Source organism: Streptomyces sp. AM 2-1-1, assembly GCF_029167645.1.
Taxonomy (GTDB): Bacteria; Actinomycetota; Actinomycetes; order Streptomycetales; family Streptomycetaceae; genus Streptomyces.
The window spans coordinates 1,033,619-1,048,748 of sequence record NZ_CP119147.1 but is presented as its reverse complement, the minus strand read 5'-3'; the positions used below and the strand labels follow the sequence as shown (position 1 = coordinate 1,048,748).

General features: G+C 72.0%; 15 protein-coding genes. 12 read left to right on the top strand and 3 right to left on the bottom strand.

All coding sequences use genetic code 11. The features are described from left to right. Window positions 1–54: 54 nt before the first annotated feature. Window positions 55–834: an SDR family oxidoreductase gene (locus tag PZB77_RS04450; protein WP_275491215.1), complete on the bottom strand. Its 780-nt coding sequence runs from the start codon at window positions 832–834 to the stop codon at window positions 55–57. 105 nt (window positions 835–939) lie between these two features. Here PZB77_RS04450 and PZB77_RS04445 point away from each other — a divergent pair, with 105 nt between their 5' ends. From PZB77_RS04445 to PZB77_RS04425, 5 genes are all read left to right on the top strand, one after another. Continuing rightward, on the top strand, window positions 940–1,380 hold the full coding sequence (locus PZB77_RS04445) for a DUF6278 family protein (protein WP_275491214.1): 441 nt from the start codon (window positions 940–942) through the stop codon (window positions 1,378–1,380). A gap of 154 nt (window positions 1,381–1,534) precedes the next feature. After that, a complete protein-coding gene (locus PZB77_RS04440) occupies window positions 1,535–2,278 on the top strand; it encodes an amino acid ABC transporter ATP-binding protein (protein ID WP_275491213.1) in 744 nt (247 codons plus the stop codon). 14 nt (window positions 2,279–2,292) lie between these two features. Then, on the top strand, window positions 2,293–3,204 hold the full coding sequence (locus PZB77_RS04435; RefSeq protein ID WP_275491212.1) for a glutamate ABC transporter substrate-binding protein: 912 nt from the start codon (window positions 2,293–2,295) through the stop codon (window positions 3,202–3,204). Between the two features lie 16 nt (window positions 3,205–3,220). Continuing rightward, window positions 3,221–3,865, top strand: coding sequence for an amino acid ABC transporter permease (locus PZB77_RS04430; RefSeq protein WP_275491211.1), 645 nt, complete (start codon window positions 3,221–3,223; stop codon window positions 3,863–3,865). Next, the gene (locus PZB77_RS04425; protein ID WP_275491210.1) at window positions 3,862–4,725 is read left to right on the top strand and encodes an amino acid ABC transporter permease; all 864 of its coding nucleotides are present in this window, start codon (window positions 3,862–3,864) and stop codon (window positions 4,723–4,725) included. Before PZB77_RS04430 ends, PZB77_RS04425 begins: the two co-directional genes overlap by 4 nt. A 344-nt stretch (window positions 4,726–5,069) precedes the next feature. Here PZB77_RS04425 and PZB77_RS04420 read toward each other — a convergent pair whose 3' ends face one another. Beyond that, window positions 5,070–5,816, bottom strand: coding sequence for a hypothetical protein (locus tag PZB77_RS04420; protein ID WP_275491209.1), 747 nt, complete (start codon window positions 5,814–5,816; stop codon window positions 5,070–5,072). A gap of 104 nt (window positions 5,817–5,920) precedes the next feature. On the opposite strand from PZB77_RS04420, the gene ggt reads away from it, so the two are divergent. After that, on the top strand, window positions 5,921–7,738 hold the full coding sequence (gene ggt / locus PZB77_RS04415; protein WP_275491208.1) for a gamma-glutamyltransferase: 1,818 nt from the start codon (window positions 5,921–5,923) through the stop codon (window positions 7,736–7,738). A 199-nt stretch (window positions 7,739–7,937) separates the two neighbouring features. Here the strand turns inward: ggt and map are convergent, their stop codons facing one another. Further along, on the bottom strand, window positions 7,938–8,705 hold the full coding sequence (map, locus tag PZB77_RS04410; protein WP_275491207.1) for a type I methionyl aminopeptidase: 768 nt from the start codon (window positions 8,703–8,705) through the stop codon (window positions 7,938–7,940). Window positions 8,706–8,746: 41 nt separating this feature from the next. Here map and PZB77_RS04405 point away from each other — a divergent pair, with 41 nt between their 5' ends. The 6 genes from PZB77_RS04405 (at window position 8,747) to hydA (ending at window position 15,074) form a co-directional block, all read left to right on the top strand. Continuing rightward, a complete protein-coding gene (locus PZB77_RS04405; RefSeq protein WP_275491206.1) occupies window positions 8,747–9,082 on the top strand; it encodes a helix-turn-helix transcriptional regulator in 336 nt (111 codons plus the stop codon). Window positions 9,083–9,162: 80 nt separating this feature from the next. Continuing rightward, window positions 9,163–9,543 carry a PPOX class F420-dependent oxidoreductase gene (locus PZB77_RS04400; RefSeq protein WP_275491205.1) on the top strand — a complete coding sequence of 127 codons (381 nt, stop codon included), beginning with the start codon at window positions 9,163–9,165 and terminating at the stop codon, window positions 9,541–9,543. 159 nt (window positions 9,544–9,702) lie between these two features. Further along, window positions 9,703–11,154, top strand: coding sequence for a hypothetical protein (locus tag PZB77_RS04395; protein ID WP_275495910.1), 1,452 nt, complete (start codon window positions 9,703–9,705; stop codon window positions 11,152–11,154). 221 nt (window positions 11,155–11,375) lie between these two features. Then, window positions 11,376–12,218: a nitrilase-related carbon-nitrogen hydrolase gene (locus PZB77_RS04390; RefSeq protein ID WP_275491204.1), complete on the top strand. Its 843-nt coding sequence runs from the start codon at window positions 11,376–11,378 to the stop codon at window positions 12,216–12,218. Next, window positions 12,215–13,498, top strand: a complete 1,284-nt coding sequence (locus tag PZB77_RS04385) for an aspartate aminotransferase family protein (protein ID WP_275491203.1) — start codon at window positions 12,215–12,217, stop codon at window positions 13,496–13,498. Before PZB77_RS04390 ends, PZB77_RS04385 begins: the two co-directional genes overlap by 4 nt. 178 nt (window positions 13,499–13,676) lie before the next feature. Beyond that, the gene (gene hydA / locus PZB77_RS04380) at window positions 13,677–15,074 is read left to right on the top strand and encodes a dihydropyrimidinase (RefSeq protein ID WP_275491202.1); all 1,398 of its coding nucleotides are present in this window, start codon (window positions 13,677–13,679) and stop codon (window positions 15,072–15,074) included. The last annotated feature ends 56 nt before the right edge of the window (window positions 15,075–15,130 follow it).

Sequence of the window (15,130 nt, the reverse complement as noted above, 5' to 3'; positions counted from 1 at the left end):
CCGGACTCGGGACGCGGAACTCCGCGGGCGGCACGACGGCCGGCCCGCGCGCGGTCAGTGGACGGAGAACCCGCCGTCCACGAAGAGCGACTGCCCGGTGACGTACGCCGATCCGGGGCCGGCCAGGAAGACCGCCGCGGCGGCGAAGTCCTCGGGCAGGCCGTTGCGCCCCACCATCGTGCGGGCGGCCAGTGCGGCCACCTTCTCCGGGTCCGAGGAGAGCCGGGCGTTGAGCGGGGTCATCACGAACCCGGGGACCAGGGTGTTGGCGGTGACCCCGTACGGCGACCACGCCTCCGCCTGAGACCGGGCCAGCGCTTCCAGGCCGCCCTTGGAGACGCCGTACGCCCCGCTGTTCACGAAGGCGCGGTGGGCCTGCTGCGAGGTGATGTGGATGATCCGCCCGTACCCGCGCTCCGCCATCCCCGGCCCGAACCGCTCGCCCAGGAGGAAGGGCGCCTTGAGGTTCACCGCCATCGTGGTGTCCCAGACCTCCTCGCCCAGCTCGCCCATCGGCGGCCGCAGGTTGACGCCGGCACAGTTCACCAGGATGTCCGGCGCCCCGAACCCCGCGAGCACGGCGTCGGCCGCCTGCCGGACCCCCTCGGCGGTGGCGAGATCGGCGCTGACCCAGGCGGCGCGGCAGCCGGCCCCGGTCAGTTCGTCGACGGTCGTCTTCAGTTCGGGCTCGCGGCGGGCCACGACGGTGACCGCCGCACCCGCGCGGGCGAGCGCATCCGTGATCGCCCGGCCGATGCCGGAGCTGCCGCCGGTGACGACCGCGGTCCTGCCTTCCAGGGAGAAGAGCTCGGAAAGATAGTTCTGTACGTTCATTCCGGCAGCCTACGGTCCGCTCCGCCGCCGTCCGGTTCCGGCCTGGCGCGCACCCGGTCGCGCGCCCTGTGGCGTGCGGCGGGACGAAGGTGGGACCCTTGCCGGGTGAACATCCCTTTCTTGGACAACTGGCGCAAGCGGCAAGGCGATACGCGTACGGCGACCCTGGCCGAGACCGCGGCGGACGACCCGGGCGGTCTCGCCGAACTCCTCGCCGAGTGCGAGCTGCTCCGTGTCCGGGCAGGGAGCAGTGGACTCGAACTCGACGATTCGCCCGGCTCGTTGACCGCCCTCGACCAGTTGCCGCCCCACTGGCGCGACGATCCGGAAGAGGTGCCCTGGCTGGGAAACGACGCCGGCCTCTACCTCGGCACCGTGGTGGTGCGGACCGTGCCCGGTGCCCGGTGGGACATCTGGCCGAGCGGACAGCCCGTCGTACGGCTGGCCTCCGGCCGGGAGATCGACGTCGTCGGGGCCGGACTGGACTGGGCGGTCTACGGAAGCCCCGAACTCTCGCAGGTCTACGCGGAGGCGGCCGAGGAGTGACGACGGCGCCGACCGCTCCGGCGTCGGAGCCGGCTGACGCCGCCGTCTAGATAAACAGCCTTTTGCCCTGTTTGCGTGTCGCCGTCGAAGTGCCTTGGGCGTACGGATAGTTTGCGCTGAGCCGACACACAGCGACACATGGGCAGGGCAGCGTATGGCCGTCGATCCGTTGATCGATCTGCGGGACGTCAACAAGCACTTCGGAGAACTGCACGTTCTGCGGGACATCAATCTCACCGTCGGCCGCGGGGAGGTGGTGGTGGTCATCGGCCCCTCCGGCTCCGGCAAGTCCACTCTCTGCCGCGCGATCAACCGGCTGGAGACGATCGAGTCGGGCCACATCGCGATCGACGGCAAGCCGCTGCCCGAGGAGGGCAAGGGGCTGGCGCAGCTCAGGGCCGAAGTCGGCATGGTCTTCCAGTCGTTCAACCTGTTCGCGCACAAGACCGTGCTGGCCAACGTCTCCCTCGCCCAGACGAAGGTCCGCAAGCGGAAGAAGCCGGAGGCCGACGCCCGCTCCCGGGAGCTGCTGGAGCGCGTGGGACTCGCCGCGCACGCCGACAAGTTCCCCGCCCAGCTCTCCGGCGGCCAGCAGCAGCGCGTGGCCATCGCCCGCGCCCTGGCCATGGACCCCAAGGCGCTCCTCTTCGACGAGCCCACCTCGGCGCTCGACCCGGAGATGATCAACGAGGTGCTGGAGGTCATGCGGCAGCTGGCACGCGACGGGATGACCATGGTCGTGGTCACCCACGAGATGGGCTTCGCCCGGTCCGCCGCCAACCGTGTGGTCTTCATGGCGGACGGCCGCATCGTCGAGGACCGCACCCCGGAGGAGTTCTTCACCGCCCCGGAGAGCGACCGCGCCAAGGACTTCCTGTCCAAGATCCTCAAGCACTGACGGGAGGCTCCGCGTTGCGTACCAAGAAGATCACCGCGCTGCTGGTCGGCCTGCTGCTGACCGCCCTCGCCGCCGGGTGCGGGAAGGAGGGCAGCCCGCCGGTCAAGGGTCCCAAGGCCGGGGCACTGCCCCACTACACGGTGAACACCGGTTTCCGGCTCCCGGAATCGAAGACCTGGACGGCTGCCGAGCGGCGGGGCCGGCTGGTGATCGGCGCCAAGGAGGACCAGCCCTACCTGGGCGAGAAGGACCCCGCCACCGGGATCTACTCCGGATTCGACATCGAGATCGCCACCATGGTCGCGGCCAGCCTCGGCTTCGGTCCGAAGGAGATCCAGTTCAAGACCATCGCCTCGGCCAACCGCGAAACCGCCCTGCAGAACGGCCAGATCGACTACTACGTCGGCACCTACACCATCAACGACATGCGTAAGAAGCTCGTCGGTTTCGCCGGCCCCTACTACATGGCCGGGCAGGGACTGCTGGTACGCACCGACGAGAACGACATCCACGGCCCGCAGGACCTGGCCGGCAAGACGGTCTGCTCGGCCGCCGGATCCACCCCCTACCAGCGCATCGCCGCCGACTTCCCCGAGGCGGACCTGGTCGCCTACGACACGTACTCCATCTGCGTCGACAACCTGCTGACCTACCAGGTCGACGTCGTCACCACCGACGACGCGATCCTGCTGGGCTTCGCCGCGAAGGCACCGGACGAGATGAAGGTCGTCGGCAAGCCCTTCTCCGAGGAGCCCTACGGCATCGGCGTGCCGCGCGGCGACGACGCCCTGCGGTCCGCGATCAACGACGCACTGGAGGAGAACGAGAAGAACGGCAACTGGAAGAAGGCGTTCGAAGCGACGCTCGGGCTCTCCGGGGTGCCCGCGCCGACGCCGCCGCCCATCGACCGCTACCCGGCGAACTGAGGGAGGGACCACCACCATGGACGTACTGACAGAGAACTTCTCCCTTTACGGCAAGGGGTTCCTCGGCACCCTCGAACTCACCGTCTACGCCTCGGTCCTGGCCCTCGTACTCGGCTTCGTCATGGCCTCGTTCCGGGTCGCGCCGGTCGTCTCGCTCCGCCTGCTGGGCACCGTCTGGGTGACGGTGCTGCGCAACACCCCGCTCACCCTGCTGTTCTTCGCCGTCCTCCTCGGCCTGCCGCGCTTCGGCCTCGTACTGCCGTTCCAGGTCTTCGCGGTGCTGGCGCTCGGCTGCTACACCTCGGCGTTCATCTGCGAGGTGCTGCGCTCCGGCATCAACACCGTGCCCACCGGCCAGGGCGAGGCCGCCCGCAGCCTCGGGATGTCCTTCGGACAGACCCTGAACACCGTCGTACTGCCCCAGGCGTTCCGCTCGGTGATCCCGCCGGTCGGATCGACCCTCATCGCGCTGGCCAAGAACTCCGCCATCGCCGGAGCGTTCAGCGTCACCGAACTCCTCGGCACCTACAAGACCCTCAACGAGCTGGGATACAGCATCATCTGGACCTTCGTCTGGATCGCCGTCGGCTACCTGATCATCACCCTGTCCATCAGCGTGCTCTTCCACGTGCTGGAGAAGCGCTGGGGAGTCGCCCGATGACCACCCACGCCGCACCCTCCGCCACCGCGCTCTACGACATCCCGGGCCCCGAAGCCCGCAAACGGCACTTCCTCTACGGCGTCGTCTCCACGATCCTGGTCGCCGCCCTCCTCGCCTGGGTCGTCTACCTCCTGGTCGACACGGGCCAGTTCGCCGCCGCCAAGTGGAACCCCTTCACCTACAAGGGCATCCAGGAGCTGCTGCTGCGCGGACTGGGCAACACCCTGAAGGCCTTCGCGTACGCGGCGGTGCTCTCGCTGGCTCTCGGAGCCGTACTGGCGGTCGGCCGGCTCTCCGTGCACCGGCCGGTCCGGTGGCTCTCCACCCTGCTGGTCGAGTTCTTCCGCGCCATGCCCGTACTGGTGATGATCTTCTTCATCTTCGTGGCGCTGAAGGTCCAGCCGCTGCCCGCCCTGGTCGCCGGACTGACCCTCTACAACGGCTCGGTGCTCGCCGAGGTGTTCCGCACCGGGATCAACTCCGTGGAGCGGGGCCAACGGGAGGCCGCGTACGCGCTGGGGATGCGCAAGACCCAGGTCACGGCCTCCGTACTCGCACCGCAGGCCGTGCGCGCCATGATGCCGACCATCATCAGCCAGCTCGTGGTGGCCCTGAAGGACACCTCGCTCGGCTTTCTGATCACCTACGAGGAGTTCCTCCACGCCGGGAAGCTCATCGCCTCCAACCTCGACTACGACCTGCCGTTCATCCCGGTCGTGATGGTCATCTCCCCCATCTACATCGGGATGTGCATGCTCCTCTCGTGGTTCGCCACATGGATGGCCAAGCGCCAGCGCCGCAACCCGAAGACGGAGGCCGTGGAGGTCTCCCCGGCCGGACCAGGACCCCTGTTGCCCTGAGGGTGTCCGGCGGACCGACGCCGGACACCCCCGCCGGCCAGCAGCCGGAGATCACCTCCCGCACGCCCGTGACCCGGACGTTCTCCCGGGCCCGGCGCGTGCGGGGAGAAGGTCAGCTGCATGCCGGTGACCCGCCGCACGGCAGAGGGGGAGATGCCCGGCCGAAGTACCGGAAGGTGCCGTTGACGGAGAGCGGGCCGTCGTCGTGGGGATGCACGACGAAGGCCCGCTCCTCCGTGTGCGGAACACCCCCGTCTCTGCGGGGGAGGACGCGCACGGAAGAAGGGCCGTCGTCGTGGGGACGCCCGACGGTGCCTCGTTCCTCCGTGTCGCGGGGGCGAAGGTCAGCCGGTGGCGTGCTCGGCGTCCGGGAGCGCCGCGGGTACCGGTGTCCGGGCGATGCGCGTCACGTCCGCGACCAGCTCCACCACGTCGGGGCCGTACGCGTCGGAGTTGACGACCTTCAGCAGCAGGCAGAAGGTCGAGCCGCGGTGGGTGCGCGCCAGCTTCCGCCAGTTGCGGGTGAGATAGCGGGCCGCGGCCTGGTTGTCGATCGCTCGCTGACCGCAGAGCAGGAACACCGGCCGCGCGTCCGCGCCGATGCTCAGCCGGGCCAGCAGCACGTGCTCCAACACCCCCTTGACCAGCGGGTAGTGCTCCGTACCGATGGAGAACGAGGCCCGGTCCGGGCCAGGTTCGCGGTCGGTGTTCACGCGGATGCCGGGCAGCAGTGCCTGGAGGTGCGCAGCCGCCCGCCGGTTGGAACCCGGCCCGCCGACGCAGTACTCCGTGCGTTCGCCGAAACCCTGCCGGGCCGCGTCGTGGGAGAGGATCTGCGCGTGCGCGTCGCAGTCCTTGATCAAAGCGGACAACTCCAGCAGGGCGAAGACGTCATGGCGGTGCACGGATCCGTCGGTGCCCGGGTCGCGGTTGACGACGAGCAGGCACTCGGAGTGGGAGGGGAGCCCGAAGAAGTCCTGCTTGCGGCGGAGTTCGCGGCGCCAGAGGTAGGTGCGCGCGAGCCAGCCGAGAGCGGCGCTCACTCCCGCGGCGATGACGCCCAGCACAATGTTGCGTACGTCGTCGGTCATGGCCGGGGATCGTAGCGGGCATCCGGGTATTCGTTCGAGGCGGTCCTGACGATCCGGCCGGGCCGGAGTTACTCTGCGCGGACGATCGTCAACTGGAGGTACGCATGCGTCGTCCTGTCGGACGGAACGTATCGGTTCTGGCCGTGCTCGCGGTGGTGGCGTCCGTCGGGGCGGCGGCCCCCGCGGGCTCGTCGCCGCGGCCGCCCGCCCCACCGGCGAAGACACCGGTGGCCGCCGGGTACGGGGGAGCGGTGGCCAGTGTGGACGCCGACGCCACGGCGGCCGGCATCGAGGTGCTGCGCAAGGGCGGCAACGCGGTGGACGCGGCGGTGGCGACGGCAGCCGCGCTCGGGGTCACCGAGCCCTATTCGGCCGGCATCGGCGGCGGCGGGTACTTCGTGTACTACGACGCCAAGTCCCGTACGGTACAGACCATCGACGGCCGCGAGACCGCGCCCCGCAGCGCGGACTCCTCGCTCTTCCTGGAGAACGGCAAGCCGCTCGCCTTCAACGACGCCGTCACCAGCGGTCTCGGCGTCGGTACCCCGGGCACCCCCGCCACCTGGGACAAGGCGCTCGACACCTGGGGCAGCAAGTCGCTCCGCACCCTGTTGAAGCCCGCCGAGCGGCTGGCGCGCGAGGGGTTCGTCGTGGACGGCACCTTCCGCAGCCAGACCGAGGGGAACCGGGCGCGGTTCGCCGACTTCCCGGCCAGCGCGAAGCTCTTCCTGCCCGGCGGTGAACTCCCGGTGGTCGGATCGGTGTTCAAGAACCCGGACCTGGCCCGTACGTACGACGAGCTCGGCCGCGAAGGGGTCGAGGAGCTCTACCGGGGCGACCTGGCCCACGACATCGTGGCGACCGTGCGCACGCCCCCCGTCGACCCGGCGTCCGGCCGCGTCGCCCGGCCCGGTGACCTCACCGCCCAGGACCTGAAGGCGTACCGGGCGCTGCGGCAGGCGCCGACCAAGGTCGGCTACCGGGGGCTCGACGTCTACGGCATCGCCCCCTCCTCCTCCGGCGGGACCAGTGTCGGGGAAGCCCTCAACATCCTGGAGGCCACCGACCTCTCCCGGGCGAGCCAGGCGCAGTACCTGCACCGGTTGATCGAGGCGAGCCGGATCGCCTTCGCGGACCGGGGACGCTGGGTCGGCGACCCGGCGTTCGAGGACGTCCCCACGGCCGGGCTGCTCAGTCAGCGGTTCGCCGACTCGCGCGCCTGCCTCATCCGCGACGACGCCGTGCTGACCAGCCCGCTGGCACCGGGGAACCCGAACTCCCCGACCCCCTGCGCGACCGGCGGGACCGCGGCCCCGACGACGTTCGAGGGGGAGAACACCACCCATCTGACGGCTGCCGACAAGTGGGGCAACGTCGTCGCCTACACCCTGACCATCGAGTCCACCGGCGGCAGCGGCATCACGGTGCCGGGACGCGGATTCCTGCTCAACAACGAGCTGACCGACTTCTCCTTCGCGCCGGCCTCCCCGGCCGTGCACGACCCGAACCTGCCGGGTCCGGGCAAGCGGCCGCGCTCGTCGATCTCGCCGACGATCGTGCTCGACCACGGGAAGCCGGTGCTGGCGCTGGGGTCGCCCGGCGGGGCGACCATCATCACCACCGTCCTCCAGACCCTGACGGGCAGCGCCGACCGCGGCCTGCCGCTGGTCGACGCCATCGCCGCGCCCCGCGCCAGCCAGCGCAACGCGGCGGCCACCGAGATCGAGCCCGCGCTGTGGGACAGCCCGCTGCGCGCCCGGCTGGAGGCGCTCGGGCACGTGTTCAAGCTCAACCCCGAGATCGGCGCGGCCACCGGTGTCCAGCGGCTGCCCGACGGGCGGTGGCTGGCGGCGGCCGAGACGGTCCGCCGGGGCGGCGGCTCGGCGATGGTGGTGACGCCGAGCAGGGGCGGCCGGCGCTGAACCGGGCGCGGCACGACCGCCGGCACGACCGAGCTCCCGGACGGCGTCCGGGGCGGAGCGGTCGTGCCGGTCCGGTGCGGGCGGTCCTCTGCGGGGATCGGCGTGCCCGCGCGGGGCTCAGCGTGCCCGCGCGGGGATCAGCGTGCCCGCTCGGGGGTCGGCGTGCCCGCTCGGGGGGTCGGCGCGTTCGCCGCGGGGCTCAGAGCGCCGTGAGAATGCGCGGGCCGTCGTCGGTGATGGCCACCGTGTGCTCGGCGTGGGCGGCCCGGCTGCCGTCGGTGGTCCGGAGCGTCCAGCCGTCCTGGTCCGGCCGGAAGTAGTCGCCGCCGCCGGCGATCAGCATCGGCTCGATCGCCAGCACCATCCCGTGGCGCAGGGGCAACCCCCGCCCGGCGCGCCCTTCGTTCGGCACGGACGGGTCCTCGTGCATGGACCGGCCCACGCCGTGGCCGCCGAACCCCTCGGGGATGCCGTACCCCGCCGAGCGGCAGACGGTACCGATGGCGTGGGCGATGTCGCCGATGCGGTTGCCGACGACGGCCGCCGCGATGCCCGCGTCCAGCGCCGCGTAGGCGGTGTCGATCAGCAGGGTGTCGGCGGGCCGGGCCCGGCCCACGGTGAAGCTGATCGCGGAGTCGCCGACCCAGCCGTTCAGCGTCGCACCCGCGTCGATGCTGACCAGGTCCCCGTCGCGCAGCCGGTATCCGTCGGGGACGCCGTGCACGATCGCGTCGTTCACCGACGCGCAGATCACGGCGGGGAAGGGCACCGGCGCGAAGTGCGGGTGGTAGTGGAGGAAGGGTGATCCGGCACCGGCGTCGCGCAGCACCTGGTGGGCCACGGCATCGATGTCGCGCAGGCTGACACCGATCTTCGCCGCTTCGCGCGCGGCGGTCAGCATCTGCGCCACGACCCGGCCGGCCTCACGCATCGCGGCCAGGGAGGTTTCCGTCTTGAGTTGCACCATGCCAATTAATATACCGGTCCATGCGGTATTAGAATGACGCCATGGTACGAACACCCCTCACCCCGGAAGAGCGCCTGCGCGGCGAACGGCTCGGAGCCCTGCTCCGCGAGGCGCGCGGCGCACGGAGCATGGTCGCCGTCGCGGCGAGCGCCGGCCTCTCCGCCGAGACCCTCCGCAAGATCGAGACCGGCCGCGCCCCCACGCCCGCCTTCTTCACCGTGGCGGCCCTCGCGGCGGCCCTCGGCCTCTCCCTCGACGAGATCCTCACGGGCTGCGCCCGGGAGCCCGACACGGTGGACGGGAGGGTGGCGGGCACCATGCCGCCCGCCGTGCTGTCCGCGGTGCCGGCCGGTGCGCTGGTGCCGCTCAGGGTGTGACGGCCGCCCGGGAGCGCGCCGGCCGGTTCCCGGGCGGGAGGTCCGTCCGCCACCCGGGCCGGGGAGCATAGGCTCGCCCCGTGACTCTCCAGGACCTCGCCGGCAGCGAGTACGTCAGCCTGACCACCTACCGGAAGAACGGCACCCCCGTCGCCACCCCCGTGTGGGCGGCGGCCGACGGCGGGACGCTCTACATCTGGACCCGATCCGACTCGTGGAAGGTGAAGCGGCTGCGCCACACCTCCCGGGTCCGGGTCGCCGTCTGCGACGTCAAGGGCCGGGTCACCGAAGGGGCCCCGAGCGCCGAGGGAACCGCGCGCCTCCTCGAAGGGGCGGAGATGGCCGCCGTGCGCAAGGCGCTGGCCCGCAAGTACACCTGGAAGTTCTGGCTGGTCGACTGGCCGGCCATGGTCGTCCGGCTCGGAAAGCGGCCCCACACCGGGATCGCGGTCACGTTCTGAGGGACCCGGTCCGGGGGCTCGCGCTTCCCGGCGTACCGCCCCGGCACTTTCGGCGCCTCGGAGCGGAAAAGCGGGCGTAGCCGCCCCGTAACACGCCTGCGGTCGAATGCGAGCCGGCTGGAGGGTTCCAGTCGGTGGCCGACGAGGGCGGCGGTGGCGATGACGGCACAGCGCAATGGGGTCGAACCAGGTGTGTTCGCCGATCTCCTGCGGGAGTTGGCCGGCCGGCTGAATCCCGCGCGCGGTTGGTACGGGATATTCCTGCGCCGCGATCCCGCCGGGATGCGCGCGTGCTTCGACGGCGTGGAGATCCCGCCCTGGGACGTCGTCGAGTCGCTCCTCCAGGACGTGGCCGCCTCCTGCGGCACCGCGTTCGCCGAGCGGGAGTCGGTGCGGGCCGCCGCCCTCTACGAGGCCTCGGCGGCGGCCCACGACCGCCGACCGGGTGGACGGCAGGAGCTGCTCCACCGGCTGGAGTTGATGCTCCGCGAGCAGCATGAGGCGGCCCGGCGGCTGGCGGCCGCGGGAAGCGGCGGGGTACGGGACGCCGATCCGCAAGCCCTCGCCTGGGCCCGGGACGACCACCGGCGCGCCTCCGCCCGATGCGAGGAGATCCGCACCCGCCTGGCGGCGCTCGCCGTCCCGCCCGCCCGGCTGCGGGAGGACGGGACGAGCGATCGGAGCGCTCCGAACACCCCCTCCGTGCACCCCGGTTCGCCCGTCACCGCGCCGGCCCCGCGCGCGGCCGCCGATCCCGGACCCGTCTGTGCTCCCGAACCCGCCCGCGTTGCCGAGCCCACCCGTGCGACCGTGGCCGCCCCCGCCCCCGCCCCCGCGCCCGCCCCCGCGCCGAAAGCGGCGCGCGGGAGGCCGAGGGGCGCCCGGTTCGCCGGGCTGGAGAACGCCGACGGGCCCGCCCCCTCGGCGCTCCCGCTGCTGCCCTCCGCCGCGCCGTCCCCGGCGACGCCCCGGGGTGCGCGCTTCGGCGGCGTGACGCGTGCGTCCCGGGACCGTGGGCCGGACGCGCGCGGGGCCGGCGGACGGGCCGAAGCGGACACGACCGGACCGGCCTTCGACCCGGTGGTGGTGCGAGCCGCGGCAGAGGTGGTCACCCACCTGCTGGCGATGCGCGCGCAGGGGCGGACGGGAGAGGCGTACGCCGTGCTCTGCGAGGCGGCGGCCTGGCCGGCCGAGCGGCTGCCGGTGCTCGCCGTGGCGCTGGAGCTGGCCGGTCTCGACGCCGACTGGGCCACGCTGTTGTGGGAGGTCTCCTCGCTGCCGCCCGTGGGGCTCGCCGACGCCGTCGGCGCCCTCGCGGCGGCGGGGCGGTCCGGGGACTGCGGGCAGTTGCTGCGGCAGGGGGTCTCCCGCCCCGCCGAGGAGATCGCCGAGGCGGCGGCCGCGCTGGAACGGGCGGGGCGGGGGTCGGAGGCGGAGGAGTTACTGAGCGCCTTCGTCCGTGTGCGGTCCCCGCACGACACCGCGCGCGTCGCCGGTGCGGGGGCGGCCCACCTCGTCCCCCAACTCCTCGCGGCGGCCCGCGGGGTGTCGGCGGCCCGGGAGTGGGACCTCGTGCACGCCCTGCGGGTGGCGGGCGTCGCGGGGGTGTGAGGGTGCGCCCCGAGCGGCCCAGGAGCCTCCGTCCGGGGCCGCGTGCGGCGTGTCCCGGCGGCGGTGCGGGCCGCCCGGGTGTGAAACGTGATCGACTCGGCCGGTTCACGGCGACGGTCTTGCCCCGCCGTGGGGAGGGGCTTACGTTCTCCTCCTACCTTCCGTGTCCACCCGCGTAGAAAACGCGTAGAGGCTCTGACGCCGCGTCGAAGGAGCAGCTCATGTCCCACGTCGTTCGCGCCGCACTCGTCCAGGCGACCTGGACCGGCGACACCGAATCCATGATCGCCAAGCATGAGGAGCACGCGCGCGAGGCCGCCCGGCAGGGGGCGAGGATCATCGGCTTCCAGGAGGTGTTCAACGCCCCCTACTTCTGTCAGGTGCAGGAGCCGGAGCACTACCGCTGGGCCGAGCCGGTACCGGACGGCCCCACGGTCGCCCGGATGCAGGAACTGGCCCGTGAGACCGGCATGGTCATCGTGGTGCCCGTCTTCGAGATCGAGCAGTCGGGCTTCTACTACAACACCGCCGCGGTGATCGACGCCGACGGCTCGTACCTCGGCAAGTACCGCAAGCACCACATCCCGCAGGTCAAGGGGTTCTGGGAGAAGTACTACTTCAAGCCCGGGAACGCCGGCTGGCCCGTCTTCGACACGGCGGTCGGCAAGGTCGGCGTCTACATCTGCTACGACCGCCACTTCCCCGAGGGGTGGCGACAACTCGGCCTCAACGGAGCCCAGTTGGTGTACAACCCGTCTGCGACCTCGCGTGGGCTCTCCAGCCACCTCTGGCAGTTGGAGCAGCCCGCGTCGGCCGTCGCGAACGAGTACTTCGTCGCCGCGATCAACCGGGTCGGCCGGGAGGAGTACGGCGACAACGACTTCTACGGCACGAGCTACTTCGTCGACCCCCGGGGCCAGTTCGTCGGTGACGTCGCCAGCGACAAGGAGGAGGAACTCGTCGTCAGGGACCTGGACTTCGACCTGATCGAGGAGGTCCGCACCCAGTGGGCCTTCTACCGCGACCGCCGAGCGGACGCCTACGACGGGCTGGTGGAACCGTGAACGACCTCTTCGCACGGCACCGCGCCGTCAGCCCCGACTGGCTCACCCTCTACTACGACCGCCCGCTGGAGATCACCCACGGCGAGGGGCGCCACGTCTGGGACGCGGACGGCAAGCGCTACCTCGACTTCTTCGGCGGCATCCTCACCACGATGACCGCGCACGCGCTGCCCGAGGTGACGAAGGCGATCAGCGAGCAGGCCGGGCGGATCCTCCACTCGTCGACGCTCTACCTCAACCGCCCGCTGGTGGACCTCGCCGAGCGCGTCGCCACCCTCTCCGGCATCCCCGACGCGCGCGTCTTCTTCACCACCTCCGGCACCGAGGCCAACGACACCGCCCTGCTGCTCGCCACCACGTACCGGGGGTCCAACCAGATCCTCGCGATGCGCAACAGCTACCACGGCAGGTCGTTCTCGACGGTCTCCGTGACCGGCAACCGGGGCTGGTCGCCCACCAGCCTCTCCCCCCTCCAGACCCTGTACGTGCATGGCGGGGTGCGGACCCGGGGGCCGTACGCGGAACTGACCGACGCCGAGTTCATCGCGGCATGCGTACGGGACCTGGAGGACCTCCTCGGGCACACCCGCCGGCCCGCCGCGCTCATCGCCGAACCGATCCAGGGCGTCGGAGGCTTCACCTCGCCGCCGGACGGCCTCTACGCCGCCTTCCGCGAGGTGCTCGACCGGCACGGCATCCTGTGGATCTCGGACGAGGTGCAGACCGGCTGGGGCCGCACCGGCGACCACTTCTGGGGATGGCAGGCGCACGCGCGGAACGGCCCGCCGGACATCCTGACCTTCGCCAAGGGGATCGGGAACGGCATGTCCGTCGGCGGCGTGGTGGCCCGGTCCGAGGTGATGAACTGCCTGGACGCCAACTCCATCTCCACGTTCGGTGGTTCCCCCGTCACGATGGCGGCCGGCCTCGCCAACCTCACGTACCTTCTCGACCACGACCTCCAGGGCAATGCCCGCCGGGTCGGCGGACTGCTCGTCGAACGCCTGCGGGCCCTCGCCGCGCGGGTGCCCTCGGTGCACGAGGTACGCGGGCGCGGTCTCATGATCGGGATCGAGCTGGTGGAGCCCGGCACCGACCGGGCCGCCCCCGAGGCCGCCGCCGCCGTCCTGGAGGCGGCGCGCGAGGGCGGCCTGCTCATCGGCAAGGGCGGCGGCCACAGCACCAGCGTGCTGCGGATCGCCCCGCCGCTCTCGCTGTCCGTCGCCGAGGCGGAGGAGGGCGCGTCCATCCTGGGCGAGGCCCTGCGCGCCGCGGGCTGACCCGGAGGGGGCGGCCCGGCGCGCGCCCCGCCACCCCGGAGGCGGCGTCCGGCGCGCCGCCCCACCTCTCGGAGGTATCCCGGAGGCGGCGTCTCCGGCAGACGCCGCCCCCGACCCGACCAGCACGCAACGGGGCCCCTCGCCGTGGGTCCCTTCCCGGCACAGCGAGGAGAGGCACATGATCCGTACCGTGATCCACGGCGGTCTCGTCGTCACCGCGTCCGACGAGATCCACGCCGACGTGCTGATCGAGGGGGGCCGGGTCGTCGCGCTCGCCGCCCACGGCAGTGACGTGGCCGAGGGCTGGGCCGGCAGGAGGATCGACGCCACCGGCACGTACGTGATCCCGGGCGGGGTGGACGCCCACACCCACATGGAGATGCCCTTCGGCGGCACGTACGCCTCCGACACCTTCGAGACCGGGACCCGCGCCGCCGCCTGGGGCGGCACGACGACCATCGTCGACTTCGCGATCCAGTCCCGGGGCGGGACGCTCACCGCCGGGCTCGGCGCCTGGCACGAGAAGGCGGAGGGCAACTGCGCGATCGACTACGGCTTCCACATGATCATGTCCGACGTGAACGCCTCCTCGCTCCGGGAGATGGACCGGCTCGTCTCGGCCGGCGTCACCTCGTTCAAGCTCTTCACCGCCTACCCGGGGGTGTTCCTCTCCGACGACGGACAGATCCTGCGGGCCATGCAGCAGGCCGCCTCCAACGGCGGCCTGGTGATGACCCACGCCGAGAACGGCCTCGCCATCGACGTCCTGGTCGAGCAGGCGCTGGCGCGGGGCGAACGCGACCCCCGCCACCACGGCGAAGTCCGCAGGGCGCTGCTCGAAGCGGAGGCCACGCACCGGGTGATCAGGCTCAGCCAGGTGGCCGGGGCCCCGCTCTACGTCGTGCACGTGTCGGCGCGGGAAGCCGTCGCCGAGATCGCACGCGCCCGCGACGAGGGCCACCCGGTGTTCGGCGAGACCTGCCCGCAGTACCTCTTCCTGTCGACGGAGAACCTCGCCGAACCCGGTTTCGAGGGCGCCAAGTACGTCTGCTCCACCCCGCTGCGGCCCAGGGAACACCAGGCGGCGCTCTGGCGCGGACTGCGGACCAACGACCTCCAGGTGGTCTCCACCGACCACTGCCCCTTCTGCTTCACGGGACAGAAGGAACTGGGCCGGGGCGACTTCTCGAAGATCCCCAACGGCATGCCCGGCGTCGAGAACCGGATGGACCTCCTCCACCAGGCCGTCGTCGACGGACACCTCAGCCGCCGGCGCTGGATCGAGATCGCCTGCGCCGCACCGGCCCGGATGTTCGGGCTCTACCCCAAGAAGGGCACCATCGCCCCCGGCTCCGACGCCGACATCGTCCTCTACGACCCGCACGCCGAACAGACCATGTCGGCCGCGACCCACCACATGAACGTCGACTACTCGGCGTACGAGGGCAAGCGGGTGACCGGCCGGGTGGAGACCGTCCTCTCCCGCGGCGTCCCGGTGATCGAGAACCGCACCTACGTCGGCCACGCCGGGCACGGCACCTATCTGCCGCGCGGGCTCTCCCAGTACGCCGGCTGAGGACCGCACACACGGACGCCCCGCCCCGGGAACGTCTCCCGGGGCGGGGCGGGGCG

Bases quoted from the DNA above. Each gene is read 5' to 3' on its own strand.
- PZB77_RS04450 (WP_275491215.1), bottom strand. From the start codon at position 834: ATGAACGTACAGAACTATCTTTCCGAGCTCTTCTCCCTGGAAGGCAGG.
- PZB77_RS04440 (WP_275491213.1), top strand. From the start codon at position 1,535: ATGGCCGTCGATCCGTTGATCGATCTGCGGGACGTCAACAAGCACTTC.
- PZB77_RS04430 (WP_275491211.1), top strand. From the start codon at position 3,221: ATGGACGTACTGACAGAGAACTTCTCCCTTTACGGCAAGGGGTTCCTC.
- PZB77_RS04425 (WP_275491210.1), top strand. From the start codon at position 3,862: ATGACCACCCACGCCGCACCCTCCGCCACCGCGCTCTACGACATCCCG.
- PZB77_RS04420 (WP_275491209.1), bottom strand. From the start codon at position 5,816: ATGACCGACGACGTACGCAACATTGTGCTGGGCGTCATCGCCGCGGGA.
- ggt (WP_275491208.1), top strand. From the start codon at position 5,921: ATGCGTCGTCCTGTCGGACGGAACGTATCGGTTCTGGCCGTGCTCGCG.
- map (WP_275491207.1), bottom strand. From the start codon at position 8,705: ATGGTGCAACTCAAGACGGAAACCTCCCTGGCCGCGATGCGTGAGGCC.
- PZB77_RS04405 (WP_275491206.1), top strand. From the start codon at position 8,747: ATGGTACGAACACCCCTCACCCCGGAAGAGCGCCTGCGCGGCGAACGG.
- PZB77_RS04395 (WP_275495910.1), top strand. From the start codon at position 9,703: ATGACGGCACAGCGCAATGGGGTCGAACCAGGTGTGTTCGCCGATCTC.
- PZB77_RS04390 (WP_275491204.1), top strand. From the start codon at position 11,376: ATGTCCCACGTCGTTCGCGCCGCACTCGTCCAGGCGACCTGGACCGGC.
- hydA (WP_275491202.1), top strand. From the start codon at position 13,677: ATGATCCGTACCGTGATCCACGGCGGTCTCGTCGTCACCGCGTCCGAC.